We start from the raw sequence: 13,544 nt of genomic DNA on the forward strand, positions 1-13,544 counted from the left end.
GATATCCCCATGAAGCAGGAGTCCCGGTGACCGAACGCGACCCCCGGGGACTGCTGAAGCCGATGATCGCCGCCGCGCTGTTGTTCGTCGGCGGTCTCGTGATCCTGCTGTCAGCGGGCCCGTTCACGGGTGATCCGGACTGGCAGAACCTGCTGGGTGGCGGGGTCATGGTGGGGGTGGCGGTGTTGTACTACCTGATGGTCCGGCGGATGACCCGGCGCCGGTGACGTATGGGGCCCGGCCACCCCGGCCCGGTGCTGTCTGCCGTCAGGAAGTCGACCCGGACGGCGCACGTGGTGACGGGGTCGATCGCGGCGACCGTCCGCGCCGCCGACCGGGACGTCCGCCGTCCAGCGCCCGGGTCAGTCCGGCCACCGACAGCGTGGTGGCCACGAGCACACCGGCCGGGGCGGCCAGCGTCCACCAGGCCCCGGTGAAGACGTCGCCGCGCGCGACCTCCAGCAGGGTGCCCAGGCTGGCCTCGTCGGGTGAGAGGCCGAGGCCCAGGAAGCTGAGCGTGGACTCGTGCCAGACGGCGTGCGGGACCAGCATCACCAGACCCACCGCGGCCTGCGGGAGCGCTGCGGGCAGCAGGTGCCGGTACAGCACCTGTCCCCGGGAGGCGCCCCACAGGTAGGCGGTCTCGACGTACTCCGAGGAGCGCACAGAGAGCATCTCGGCGCGCACGACGCGGGCGATCTGCGGCCAGTGGGTGAGCGCGATCGACGCGATGATCGCGGGCAGCGAACCGGGGTAGAGGGCGACGATGACGACGCCGATCAACAGGTGGGGCAGCGCGTTCACCCCGTCGGTGGTGCGCATGAGCAACCGGTCGACCCGGCCGCCCGCGGTGGCGGCGACCGCTCCGACCGCCACCCCCAGCACCGTGGCCACCACGGCGCACACCAGCGCCACCAGGAGCGACACCCGCAACCCCTCAGCGGAGCGAACGAACAGGTCGTAGCCGGAGTGGTCGGTGCCGAACCACTGTCCCGGGCCGGGGGGCAGCAGGGCCTGGGCGAAGTCGGCCGTCTGCGTCCCGGCCCACCAGGGGACCAGGACGGCGTAGCCGACGAGGGCGGTCAGGGTCGCGGCGGGCAGGAACCGGACGGCGCGTCGACGCGGTCGGGCGGCCGTCGCGCTCGTTCCGGGGTCGGGCTCAGACATCGGCGCTCACCCTCGGGTCCAGGAACAGGTAGGCGGAGTCGGCCAGCAGCGAGCCGAGCAGCACCACGGCGGTGGTGGCCAGGGTGAGGGCGGCCAGCAGCGGGAAGTCGAGCGACTGGGCCGAGGCGACCAGGGCCGCGGCGATCCCCGGCCACGCGAAGATCTCCTCCACCAGCACCGCGCCCACGACGAGTTCGGGCAGTCGCGCCCCCACGATCGTCACGAGGGGGGCGAGCGAGACCGGCAGCACGTGTCCGGTCACCACCCTGGCGGGGGACACCCCCCGAGCCCGGGCCGCACGGACCGGTTCCGATCCCCGGGCGCGGGCCACGGCGGTGCGCACCGCCAGCAGCAGCCACGGGAGCTGGGTCAGGGCGAGGGTGCAGGCGGGCAGCACCAGGTGGGTCACCACCCCGCCGAAGGTGGGGGCCTCGCCTGGCGCGGCGGCACCCGCCACCGGGGCCCAGCGCAGGATCACCGCGAACACGGTGACCGAGCCCAGGGCGAGGACGAACGGGGGGACCGCCTGGACCAGGACGCCGACGCGCGTGACGATCCGGTCCGGCCACGACCCCGGGTGGAGCCCGGCGACCGTGCCCCACACCAGGGCCGACAGCACGGCCACGGCCAGGGCGGTGCCGGAGAGCAGCAGGGTCCACGGGAGCCGCTCGGCGAACACCTCGGAGACCGGCATCGCGTACCCCCGGGACCAGCCCAGGTCCCCGTGGAGGAGATCAGAGGCCCAGGACCACCAGGCCCGCCACCAGGGGACGTCGAACCCCAGCGCGGTGCTGAGGGACTCCCGCTGTTCGGCGGTGGTCCGCTGGAAGCCCGCCCCCAGGTAGGCGGCGAGCGGGTTGAACGGGGAGCGCGCGGCGAGCAGGAAGACCAGCGCGCTCAGTCCCACGAGCATCGGGAGCCCGAGGGCGACGCGGCGCGCCACCAGCCCCGCCAGCTCGCGGCGGCGGTCCCGCCACCGGGTCCGGTGCGACCGGATCCGGCGGACGGGGGAGAAACTCATCGTCGCCACTCGGCGAGGTTCCACCACGGCCCCCAGGAGACCCCGTGGGCGTGGGGTTCGAGCACGAGCGGGCCGCGGTCCCAGTCGTCCTCGGCGGCGACGTAGGTGTGGTCGACGAACGCCATGAACACGTACGTGGGGTTCTCGACGTAGGACCGCTGGACCCGGTGGTAGGCCTCGACGCGCTCGTCGGGGTCCAGGCTCCGGCGGGCCTCCTCCAGGTCCTCGTCGACGCCCGGGATGGCGAAGTCGCCCGGGTTCTCGTAGGTGGGGGTGTCGGCCTCGCGGGTGTGCAGGGTGGCGTACACCTGGGTGTCCAGGTCGTAGGGCTTGTCGCCGCCGCCGAGCAGGATGCCCGCCTGGGTGGAGTTCTCACCCATCTCGTCCCAGGAGGCTCCCTGGATGTCGACCTCGATCCCCAGCGGCTCCATCTCGGCGGCGAAGGCCGTGGCGAGGTCGCGGCGCAGGTGGTCCGAGGCCAGGTAGTACAGGGTGAACTCGGCGCGGTCGCCGTCACGGACACGGACGCCGTCCGGGCCCTCCTCCCAGCCGGCCTCGTCCAGGAGCTCGGCGGCGGCGTCGGGGTCGTACGCGAAGACGGCCTCCGGGTCGTGCGCCTCACCGTAGACGTCCGGGACCGGGGTGTGCGCTGGGCGCCCGTGACCGGCGAGCACGTTCTCCACGATCCCGTCGCGGTCCACCCCGAGGTTCATCGCGAGCCGGGCGTCCGGGTCGGCGGTGAAGGGGTGGTCCGAGGGGAGGGAGAGGCCGCGCCACTCGGCGGTGCGCACGGGCAGGACCTCGGAGCCGTCGACGTGCGCGAAGGTCTCGGCGGTCACCGGGGGAAGCACGGTGCCGTCGATGTTGCCCGCCCGCATGCGCTGGGCCCGGGTGTTGTCGTCGGGGACGGAGAGGATGACCAGCTCGGTGACCTCGGGCGCGGTGCCGTGGTACTCGGGGTTGGCCTCGAACACGGCCTGGTCGGCGCTGAGGTCGGCCAGCACGTAGGGGCCGGTGCCCACCGGTGCGCGGTTGCGCTCGGAGTCGGCGGCCGGGCCCGGGGTGATCTCCTCGGACGGGGTGATGCCGAGGGTCAGCCGCGCGGGCATGGCGTAGTAGGGGTAGTTGAGGGTGAAGCGCACGGTGTGGTCGTCGACGGCGGTGACCGACTCGATCATCGAGTAGGAACCGGCGACCTCCGAGGCGGTGTCGGGGTCCAGCACGGCGGAGTAGGTGGCCATCACGTCGTCCGCGTCGAGGGCGGAGCCGTCGGAGAAGGTGACATCGGTGCGCAGCTCCACGTCCCAGACGGTGTTGTCCTCGTTGGGTTCGGGAGCGGAGGCGGCGAGGGCGGGGACGAGTTCGGGAAGCGCGTCGTCGCCGGAGGACTCGGGGCGCAGGAGGCCCTCGAAGATCGGGGAGACGCCGAGTTCGCCGTAGCCGTTCACCGGCTCGAACTCACCGAGGGGCTGGGCGTCGGCGAGGACGATGCGGGTCGGGGTTCCCGTGGTGTCGGCCTCGGTGGAGTCGGTGCAGGCGGTCAGTAGGAGGGTCGGGGCGAGAGCGGTCGCGAGGAGGGCGCGTGTCGGGACGGTTCCGTTCATTCACTGCTTCCTTGTGGGAGACGTGGTCTTTCGATGGCGAAAAGTTGACCATCTGATCAGATGATAAGGTATTGGTCGTTCCCGTCGGCCACGTGTTCGACCAGGACCCCCTCTGAACCGGAGGCGGCGCCCTGGCCGCCCCGCGAGGCCGGAGACGACGGTCACCCTCCGGGACCCGATCGGGGATAATGGACCCGATGACCTCCCACAGCGATGCCTCTTCGGAGCACCACATCGACATCGGAGCCTGGGCGGACCGCTTCCGCCTGCTCGGCGACCCGACTCGTCTGCGCCTGCTGGCCGCGATGCACCAGGCGGGCCCGGCCCAGGCCTCGGTCGGGGAGCTCGCCGCGACGGCCGGTATCACCGACGTCGCCGCGTCCCAGGCGCTGAGGACACTCCGCCTCCAGGGCTGGGTCCAGGACGAACGGGACGGGCGCACGGTGCGCTACACACTCGTGGACACCACGGTGCACTCGCTGCTGCACCTGATGGGCGCCGAACACTGAGAACGCCGCCGGGGCGAGTGCGTCGCGCACCCGCCCCGACGGCGTTCCCCCACGCTGCCCCTAGTCGATCCGGAACAGCGTGGTGGTGCCGGAGACCTCGTTGGCCACGACCAGCACCGGGACGCCCGGGACCGGGGAGTCACCGGCGCTGATGAAGGTCAGACCCTCCGCGCCCAGGTCACCGGCCTCGCGGCTGGCCGGGTCGGCACCGAAGTCGCGGTTGTTGAGGTACTGGGTGAAAGTCACGTCGCGCGGGTCGGTGACGTCGTAGACCATCACCCCGCCCACGCGCTCCAAGCCCACGAAAGCGTAGGTGCGGCCCTGCACCTTTCCCAACGCGACCCCCTCGGGCTCCGGGCCCTTGTCGTCGCTGCGGCCGTCGAGGTTGTTCTCGCGGTGGTTGGAGTTGAAGAACTCCGGTGCGGCCTCGGCGGTGATCCGCTCGAAGTCGGAACCGGAGTCGAACAGCTGCTCGCCGTCCGCACCGAAGATCGAGAAGGACCGGCCGCCGAACGAGTGGATCTCCTCGTGGCAGGAGCCGTCCTCGCGCAGCCCCTCGGCGGTGCTGACCGAGAGCCGTCCCAGGTTGTGGTCGGCGGTCAGATCCTCGATGGTCTCGATCCCCTGGTCGTTCTCCTCCAGGAACTCCCGGACGCGCGGGGCGTCCTCGCACAGGTCCAGGTTCTTCAACCGGGTCTCCTCCGAGTAGCCGTCCCAGTCGCGGGCGTCGCCCTCGTTGGCGGTGACCAGCAGGGTCTGCCCGCGCCAGCGGTAGGTGTCGAAGCCGTCGGGCTGGTACATGCCCCGGATCGGCCAGTTGGCGATGGCGATCCCGCCGTCGCGGTCGGAGACGTCCAGCTCGTTCCCGGGCTCCATGTGGTCCTTGGTGCCGAAGGGGACGATGTCGGTGATCTCCGCCTTCCGCAGGTCCAGGACGGCGAAGGCGTTGGCCTCCTGGAGCACGACGTGGGCGCTGTGGTTGGTGTCGGCCACGATGTACTCGGGTTCCAGGTTGCGCGCCACCCGTCCGGGGGTGCCGGGCTCGCCGGTGGACAGGTCCGGGCCGTACACGCGCACGTCCGGGTGGAGCTCACGGCCCTCGTCCCACGCGCGGAAGTCGGCGGTGCGCACGTCGTCCTGGGTGAGGTTGGCGGGCCTGCGGTTCACCGGGATCACGCTCACGGAACCCTCGGGGTCGACCGTGACGTCATCGTTGGGCTCTCCCTCGTTGGCCACCAGCAGGGTGCGGCCCTCGGGGGTGAAGGTCAGCATGTCCGGCAGCGCGCCGACCCTCAGGGCGTTCACCGACCGGCCCGCGGTGTCGAAGAGGACCACCCAGCCGTCGTCGGTTCGGTCGGCGGCCTCCACCGCCACGGCCACCACGTTCCCGTGGACGGCCACGGAGTTGGCGGCCCCGCCCCGCTCCACCACGGACCCGTCGGCCGCCCGGACACCCGCGGTCTCCAGGTCCAAGAGCTTCTCGGGCCGCTCCGGGTCGGACACGTCCAGGACCTCCACCACGGCCGCGGCGGCGTTGACCACGAACAGGCGCTGCGTGCGCGGGTCGTGGGCGACGATCTCCGCCCCCGAGGCGTCGAACACGTCGGCGTGGTAGGTGCCCAACACGGACAGCTCGACGGCCCCGGTCGCCTCGGGACCCCCGTACGAGGGCGCCTCGTCGGCGTGGACGGGGACGGCCAGGGTGAGGCCGAGGGCCAGGACGGCCGAGGCGGTGAGGGATCTGCGCATGCTGCTTCCTGGAGGTTCGGGGGAGGCGGACGCGGTCGCGTCCGCGCCGAGCCAACCAGGGGAGGGCGATCCCGGGCCGAACGTCCGGTGTCCTGTGGATGAAGCCCGTGATTCGGGACGCTCGACCAGCTCTCTGATCTGCCCGGACCCGCTCCCCGGCTCCGCCGGTCTCACTCCCAGGCGAGGCGGCGGGCCGTGGTCACCTCCAGGGGGGAGCCGCCGAAGTGGGCGGCGAGCAGGGCCCGCCCCTCCTCGGAGCGGGTGTGCACCACCGAGCCCCGGGACACCCACCGGCGCCACGCCCGCTCGAAGGCGAGCGCGCCCTTCCTGTTACGGGCCAGGGCGGAGGGCACCGCGTGGAAGACCGGCACGGTCGTGTCCTTCGGCGTCACCTCGGAACCCGCACCGGTCCCGTCCCCCTCCTGGGCGGTGAGGACGTGCCGGGGCACCAGGTAGCGCAGATCTCCCACCAGCGGGCCCAGGGTCTCGTCCAGGGATTCGGCGAACAGCTCCGCCGAACCCGGGTCGGCGAGCGTGAACCGGTACACCCCGTCGGTGTCCACGTGGACACGGACCCCCTCGGCGCCGGTGTCCGAGCGGCCCGCCCAGTGCAGCGCGTCGGCCACCGCGCACGCGTACCGCGAGGTCCCCACCGGTTCGCGGGCCAATGAGCGCACACGATCGGCCTCCCGCTGCCTGCGCAGGGTCTCCCGGCGGACCCGGAGGGAGTCGCGCCACCAGTGGACCAGGGCCGCCAGGCCGAACCCGGCGGCCGCCGCGAGCAGCCCGAGCCCGAGGGGAGCGAACACCAGGCAGAGCGCGGCGATCGCGCCCGGGACGAGGGTGGGCACCAGATGCCGGGCGGGCGGTGTGTCGACCGGTTCCGGATGGATCACCTGATCCCCCACCAGCACCTCGGGCGCCGCGGGAAGCGCCAGGTCCATGCCCGCCTCCGGAACCTCCACCGGCATCGCCCGCCCCTCGTACACCCGCAGCGTGGGCAGCAGCACGTCCGCGTAGCCGGTGCCCAGCCGCCACCGGGCCCGGGTCCCCTCGCGGTCGGCCGCGCGCCCGAGCATCCGGCGGTTGACCCGACGGGGGTCCTCGGGCGGGTCGTACGGGGACAGCTCCGGGTCCACGTGCGCCACCCCGCTCATCACCCCGCCGTCGGCGCCCACCCCCAGGTAGCCCTCGTGCTTGCGCACGAACCTGTTCCAGTCGGCGGCGCCGCGCGGGTGCTCGTGGCTCACGCACACCACCGTCCAGGTGTGCGCCACCTTCTCCGGCCACGCCGGGTCGAGGCGCAGCGCCCGTCCCCGGCTCTGAACGACCGCCGTGGGGGTGGTCGCGGTGGTCAGGTCCACCACGGTGTTCACCCCGCGCGCGTCCCACCCCTCGCCGAGCAGCGCGCGCGTGCCCACCAGCACCTGGCAACCGCCGGACTCCAGGAAACGCGTCACCACCCCCACCCACGTGCGGGAGGTCCATGCCCCCTCCACCGTGTGCAGGCCGTCGGTCTCGCGCAGGGCCAGGTCCACCCCGGGCAGCTCGGACCGGGCGAACTCCAGGAACGCGGCGCTCGTGCCCGGCCCGGTCGCCACGGTGCGGCCGGTGACCAGGACCGGGTCCAGGCCGCGGGTGCGCGGATCGGCGGCCAGCTGGCTGACCTGGAGCCAGGCCGACCCCGCGTCGTCGGAGAGCACACCCCGGAGCGCGGCGGGGGAGCGGGCGGAGGCGCGTTCGTGGTCGCACAGGACCAGCGCGCGCAGCCGCGGGCCCACTGCGTCCTTCTCCGCGGCGAGGATCTCCACCGTGGCCAGCGACTTCGCGGCGCTACGGGCCAGGACCCGGTCCACCGGGGAGGCGCCGCGACGGACGCCGTTGCGCGTGAGGTGGTAGCCCACGGAGGGCAGGGCGGCGCGGACCCGGTCACGCGCCTCCCGGTCCCTCGCGGAGGACGGGTCCAGGCAGTGCCTCGCGTAGTCGCCGATCAGCGCCGTCCAGTCCTCGGCCTGCGGCGGGTGCCGGTGGCGTTCACGCACCCTCGCGCCCTCGGGCAGGGCGACCAGGCCCCGGTGGTGGAGGCGCAGCACGGCGTCGGTGAGCTCCGGTTCCCGCACGGCCAGGGCGCCCCAGTCCACACGGCCGCCCTCCCGGGCCTCCCGGGAGACGAAGCGCGCGTCCAGCCAGGGCAGGAAGTCGGTGGTGGCGAACCCGGGGGCGAGCAGGTCCGTGCACATCTCCTCGAACCTCGCCGCCTGACCGGCCAGGTACTCGTGCTCGGTCAGGGTGGGTTCGGTGACGTGCACGAGTTCGGCGAACGGGGCCAGGTATCCGTCCCGGACCAGCGCGGGGATGGACGCCCCGGTCACGGGAGGGCCGAAGAGCCGGTCGACCAGGTCCTTCTCCGTGGCGGTGAGGCTCGCGGCGGGGGTCCCGGTCAGCCCGATCACGTGGGCGTCGGGGAGTTCGTCGAGGATCTCGGCGAGCAGGCGCCCCCACACCTGGAGGAGGTGGTGGCACTCGTCCAGCAGGAGCGTGAGCGGACCGGCGCCGTGCAGGGCGTCCACCAGGGCCCGCCCGTTGGTGTGCAGTCGGTCGCGGACCGGGGTGGCCGAACGCCCCTCCTCGTCGGTCTCGGCGTCCGGGTCGAAGACGGCCAACGACTGGTAGGTGAGCACGTTGACGGCGTGCCCGAGGTCCCGTTCGCTTCCGGCGGTGCGGCCCTCGGGCCGGTCGAACCCCTCCCAGTGCCGGATCCACTGCCCCTGGATGGCGGTGTTGGGGACCAGGACCACGGTCCGGCGGCCCAGGCGGCGGGCGGCCTCCAGGCCGACGAGGGTCTTGCCGGAGCCGGGAGGGAGCACGATCCAGGTCCTTCGGGCCCCGTCCGACCAGCGCCGGTCCACCTCCGCGAGCGCCTCGCGCTGGTAGGGGCGCAGCTCGCCGGGCCAGGCGGCGCCACTCAGCGGTGCGGTGTCCGGTGCTGGCCCGGTCTCGGGCGGCTCCCCGGTCTGCGACATCGCTCCAGCCTAGCCAGGGGCGGTCCGGTGCGCCCCCGCCGGGCCTGGTCGGACGGTGTCCCCGGGTCGGAGATGGGCCCAGGGTCAGCGGGTGGACCCGGGGCGGAGGGTGAGCCCGAGCCGGAGGGTGGGTCCGCCGTCGCGGGCGGACCCACCGCGTCCCTCACTCCGAGCGCAGCCCCTCCGGGCGCATCGTGCGCAGCAGAGCGGGGATCGCCAACAGGGTGGTCAGGAACGCCACCCCCACGCCCGCGCCCACGATGACCAGGGTGTCGATCGGGGTGAAGGCCAGGGGGATCCCCGCCACCCGTTGCACCAGGAGGCCGAGCGCGGTCCCGACCGTCGCAGCCAGGGCGACGCCCAGGAGCACGGGCAGCGTGGTCTGCCACAGCACCGAGGCCACCAGCGTGCTCCGCCGCGTGCCGAAGGCGGTGAGGACCGCGTGCACCCGCCTGCGTCCGCGGACCTGCTCGACCGTGCCCACCACCAGACCGGCGGCGATGACCGCCAGAGAGGCCAGGGCGCCGGCGATGAGCGCGTCACGCATGTTGATCATGGCTGAGTAGGTGGCGCTGAGCATGGGGAAGCCCACGTGTGACGTCGGGTCCAGAGCCACGACCGCGAATCTGAGCTCATCCTCCATCCCGGGGACGGACGGGTCGACTCGGATCCAGACCGAACTCCGTGTCGCGATCTCCCCTGGCAGCACGGCGGCCTCGGGGGTGGCGAGGACGACGTCCCGTGCCGTGTGCCCCCAGGCGTTCCAGGGGTGTTCGACCAGCGGTCCCTCGAACTCGGTGAGCCGGGGCACCGTCCACGCGCTCTCGGCCCTCTCGTCTTTGGGCCGGACCGTGACCGTGTCACCGGCCGCCAACCCCGGCACCCCGCTGAAGGCGTCCCCGGGGGAGCACTCCGGCAGGTCGGCCATCTGCCGCAGAGCGGCGCAGTCGGCGACGTGCACGACGACGTCGGCACCGCTGTCGGCGACGCCCCACACCGTGCTGAAGGCCACGGCCTCCTCCACTCCGGGGACCTCCGACACAGCGGCGACGGGGTCGTTGTCGGCCGGAGGCATCATCAGGTCCGCCTGGATCTGGAACCCGGACCCCCCGAACTCGTCCTCCGCGTACGCCTGCGTGCGGGTCTCCGCCCGCACCACCGTCGACTCCGCCCAGGCGTTCGCGAACAGGCTCTGCAACGCGATGGCGCCCGCGACGGTCACGATGATCCCGCTGACCGCGCGTGTCGGGCCGCCGCCCGCCGCCCCGAGACGGCGCAGGGCCAGCTGGAGGGAGAGGGGGCCGCCCGAGGCGCGCCCGAAGACACGTTCCACCAACCAGGGCAGTGCGGCGGTCGTGCCGAACAGGACGGCCAGGAGCCCGATCGACACCAGGGGCAGCCACGCGGCCCCGGTCAGGCCGAGACGCCTGGATATCTCGAAGTCCATGCTCAGGACGATGAGGACGACCCCGAGCACGAGCAGCAGCAGACGCCACCACAGCCTGGGGCTCGGCCGTTCGGCGCGGCGCACCGTGCCGAGCGGATCGACCACCACACCCTTCATGGAACCGACTACCACCCACAGGGAGAGCATCGGGACCCCGACCAGGACCAGGAGCGCGAGCAGGGGCTGGGGGGTCACGTCGGCGGTGAAGAGTCCCGAGGACACCGAGACCGACTCCACGATCGGGCGCCCCAGGAAGAAGATCCCCGTTCCCAGAGCCAGGCCGAGCGCGACCCCGGGCAGGGTCTCACCGGCCGCGATGCGCCGGGTGGCCCGCCGGTCGGCGCCCATGAGCCGCAGCGCGGCCAGGCGCCGGTCCCGCTGCTCGCCACCGAAGCGCACGGCCGCGCCCAGGAACACCACGACCGGGGTGAGCATGACGACCACGCCCACCACGCCGATCAGCAGGATGACCGTTCCCTCCAGGACGGCACGGGGTTCGCCGCCGTACTCGGTGACGCGGATGCCGGCGTTCTCCAGGGAGAGGTCCGCGCTGCCGAGGTAGAAGGCCAGCTCGCCAGGGCCCATGAGGCCCTCGGGTCCGATCTCCCCGACGACGGTGTGGTGGTCGAACCCCTGGAGGAGGGCCTTCGCCTCGGGATCGCCGAGGAGGTCGGCCAGAGCGGGGGAGAGCACGATCTCGCCGTGGCCGGGGATCTCGGCCAACCCCGGCGGGAGCGGGGGGTCGGATCCCTCGGCGCGCACCACCCGCCCGTGGATGTCCCGCCCGTCGTACTGGGTGTCCGCGAGGCCGACCAGCAGGGTGTCGTCGCCAGCGGGGGGTTCCGGGTAAAGGGCCACCTGGTAGTCCATGCGGTCAGCGTGCCGCTGGGCCAGGTTGTCCAGGATGGTCGGCAGGGACGCGGCCAGGAGGAGGGCGGCGGTGGCCACGCCGACCCCGATCGCCGTCAGCAGGGTCCGCAGGACCACCTCCCGGCCGCCGCGCAGGGACAGTCGCGCACCCAGCGAGAGGTCTCCGAGGATGGAGGGGCGGTCCCTCTCCGTGTCGCTCCCGCGGGGGGAGCGCTCACGCGGGCTCATCCCAGCCCTCCGAAGTCCCGGGTGCGGCCGTCCCGGCACACGACCTCGCGGTCCGCGTAGGCGGCCACCAGGGGTTCGTGGGTCACCACGACGACGGCCGCCCCGCTCTCCCGGGCGGCGTCGGTGAGCATGCGGATCACCCGTTCCCCGTTCAGGGAGTCGAGGGCGCCGGTGGGTTCGTCGGCGAACACCACGCGTGGGCCGGTGATGAGCGCCCGGGCCACCGCGACCCGTTGTCCCTCACCGCCCGAGCACTCGCCGGGGGTCCTGCGCGCCAGCTCGCCCACGTCCAGTCGGTCCAGCCACTGCGCGGCCGTACGTTCGGCCCGGCGTCGCGAGCTGCCGCCCAGCCTCAGGGGGAGGGCGACGTTCTCCAGGCAGGAGAGTTCGGGGACGAGCTGGCCGAACTGGAAGAGGAAGCCGAACTCGGAGCGGCGCAGGGAGCTGAGCCGGGTGTCCGAGGTGTTCACCAGGTCCCGCCCGTCGTACTCGATCCCCCCTTCGTCCGGGCGCACCACACCGGCCAGGCAGTGCAGGAGGGTGGACTTCCCGGAGCCGGAGGGGCCCATGATCGCCACGATCTCACCCGGGTACAGGCTCAGGGAGGCGTCCTCCAGGGCCCTGGTGAGACCGAAGGACTTGCGTAGTCCCGACGCCACGAGCAGGGGTTTCCCGGCAGACCCGGGGAGCTGGTCGGGGAGGGGGCGGGGGGTGGGAGGGGTCATCGACCGCGCACCTCCCCGGCGAGGTCGTTCAAGCGGGCGGCGGTGAGTTCGAGCCAGCGCAGGTCGGCTTCGAGGTGGAACAGCGCGTGGTCGCAGATGAGCTGGTCGGAGAGGTCCCCGCCGGTCTTGCGGCGGGTGAGTTCGCGCATCTGACGCAGGTGCTCGGCGCGTTGCACGTCGAGGATCTGATCGGCCGGCCGGCCGGTGAGGAGGGCCAGTACGACCTTGGTGTACAGGGTGCTCTGGAGGTAGGGCTCAGGGGTCTCCGGCTGGGTGAGCCACTGCTCGACGTCGGTGACCCCGGCTTCGGTCACGGTGTACCGCTTGCGTTCGGGTCCGGCGCCGGGCTCGACGGCGTCCACCTCCACGAGCCCGTTCTTGAGGAGACGCGAGAGGGTCGCGTAGACCTGCCCGTAGGCCAGGGGCCGTTTGGTGGCGAAGCGCTCGTCGTAGGCGCGCTTCAGGTCGTATCCGTGCTGGGGGCGGGTTTCCAGCAGCCCCAGGAGAGTCTGGCCGAGTGACATGAGTCAACTATACATACGAGGTATACATGGTGTGTATAGAGGCCGGGGCGGCTGCGCGGTCCAGGGGTGCGGAAGGGGCGTCCCGGAGGCAGGGTGCGGATTCCGGTCACCGGAACGGAGGCTGGCCGGGGGCACCGGTGTGGGTGGTGTTGCCCAGGGGGCAACGCGCCTGGGCGGTGGTGCGTGAGGCCACGACGGGGTTCCGTGAGTCGGAGGCGTTCCGGAGGCGCCAGTGCGTGCGGCGTCGGCGGTGTCGGCCGGGCGTCACCGGTTCGGGCGCGCGGCAGGGACCGCCGGCCCGGCGCGCGACCGGGGCCGCGGCCCGGGAAGCCGCCCGGGCCGTCAGTGCTGGTGCTGCTCGTCCTGTCTCGGGACGCGCTGGGCGTCCTCCTCGGCGCGGGCGGCGCGGCGCAGGCGGTGCCAGGAGGTGGCCCAGCGCAGGCGTTCACCCTCGTCGGTGCCCACGCAGGCGGTGACGAAGGCCATCAGGAACACGTACCCGGGCAGATCGGAGCCCTCCAGCGCACGCTGGAACTTGGCGGCGCTGACCACACCGCCGCACTTGTACTCCAGTTCCAGGTACGACCAGCCGCCAGCCCAGGAGAGGTAGCGGCGCATGGTGAGGAGGAACTCGGCGGGGGGCCGCGCGTCCATGGGGTTGGGGCGCCGCTCGGGCT

11 protein-coding genes are annotated in these 13,544 nt (G+C 73.1%); 2 read left to right on the top strand and 9 right to left on the bottom strand.

All coding sequences use genetic code 11. The annotated features are described in order from the left end of the window. Positions 1-26: 26 nt before the first annotated feature. Positions 27-227 carry a hypothetical protein gene (locus D452_RS0119285; RefSeq protein ID WP_017545786.1) on the top strand — a complete coding sequence of 67 codons (201 nt, stop codon included), beginning with the start codon at positions 27-29 and terminating at the stop codon, positions 225-227. Between the two features lie 40 nt (positions 228-267). On the opposite strand, the gene D452_RS0119290 is transcribed toward D452_RS0119285, so the two are convergent. The 3 genes from D452_RS0119290 to D452_RS0119300 are packed head-to-tail and all read right to left on the bottom strand — an operon-like array spanning position 268 to position 3,792. Further along, positions 268-1,167, bottom strand: coding sequence for an ABC transporter permease (locus D452_RS0119290; RefSeq protein WP_017545787.1), 900 nt, complete (start codon positions 1,165-1,167; stop codon positions 268-270). Beyond that, on the bottom strand, positions 1,160-2,188 hold the full coding sequence (locus tag D452_RS0119295; protein WP_239646418.1) for an ABC transporter permease: 1,029 nt from the start codon (positions 2,186-2,188) through the stop codon (positions 1,160-1,162). The genes D452_RS0119290 and D452_RS0119295 overlap by 8 nt, the downstream gene beginning before the upstream one ends. Next, positions 2,185-3,792, bottom strand: coding sequence for an ABC transporter substrate-binding protein (locus D452_RS0119300; protein ID WP_017545789.1), 1,608 nt, complete (start codon positions 3,790-3,792; stop codon positions 2,185-2,187). Before D452_RS0119300 ends, D452_RS0119295 begins: the two co-directional genes overlap by 4 nt. A gap of 197 nt (positions 3,793-3,989) precedes the next feature. On the opposite strand from D452_RS0119300, the gene D452_RS0119305 reads away from it, so the two are divergent. Beyond that, the gene (locus D452_RS0119305) at positions 3,990-4,301 is read left to right on the top strand and encodes an ArsR/SmtB family transcription factor (RefSeq protein ID WP_233515841.1); all 312 of its coding nucleotides are present in this window, start codon (positions 3,990-3,992) and stop codon (positions 4,299-4,301) included. 60 nt (positions 4,302-4,361) lie between these two features. On the opposite strand, the gene D452_RS0119310 is transcribed toward D452_RS0119305, so the two are convergent. The 6 genes from D452_RS0119310 to D452_RS28650 all read right to left on the bottom strand — a co-directional run. Continuing rightward, a complete protein-coding gene (locus D452_RS0119310; RefSeq protein ID WP_017545791.1) occupies positions 4,362-6,050 on the bottom strand; it encodes a choice-of-anchor I family protein in 1,689 nt (562 codons plus the stop codon). Between the two features lie 170 nt (positions 6,051-6,220). Then, on the bottom strand, positions 6,221-9,073 hold the full coding sequence (locus D452_RS0119315; protein ID WP_017545792.1) for a DEAD/DEAH box helicase family protein: 2,853 nt from the start codon (positions 9,071-9,073) through the stop codon (positions 6,221-6,223). A gap of 163 nt (positions 9,074-9,236) precedes the next feature. Next, positions 9,237-11,618: an ABC transporter permease gene (locus D452_RS0119320; protein ID WP_017545793.1), complete on the bottom strand. Its 2,382-nt coding sequence runs from the start codon at positions 11,616-11,618 to the stop codon at positions 9,237-9,239. Continuing rightward, positions 11,615-12,343, bottom strand: a complete 729-nt coding sequence (locus D452_RS0119325; RefSeq protein WP_026129475.1) for an ABC transporter ATP-binding protein — start codon at positions 12,341-12,343, stop codon at positions 11,615-11,617. The genes D452_RS0119320 and D452_RS0119325 overlap by 4 nt, the downstream gene beginning before the upstream one ends. After that, positions 12,340-12,867 (bottom strand): PadR family transcriptional regulator, encoded by a 528-nt coding sequence (locus D452_RS0119330; RefSeq protein WP_017545795.1) that lies wholly within the window; start codon positions 12,865-12,867, stop codon positions 12,340-12,342. Before D452_RS0119330 ends, D452_RS0119325 begins: the two co-directional genes overlap by 4 nt. Positions 12,868-13,209: 342 nt before the next feature. Beyond that, a partial coding sequence (locus D452_RS28650; RefSeq protein ID WP_040694306.1) for a hypothetical protein occupies positions 13,210-13,544 on the bottom strand: 335 nt, incomplete at its 5' end.

Origin of the sequence: Nocardiopsis prasina DSM 43845 (genome assembly GCF_000341265.1) — a bacterium.
GTDB classification, from domain to species: domain Bacteria; phylum Actinomycetota; class Actinomycetes; order Streptosporangiales; family Streptosporangiaceae; genus Nocardiopsis; species Nocardiopsis prasina.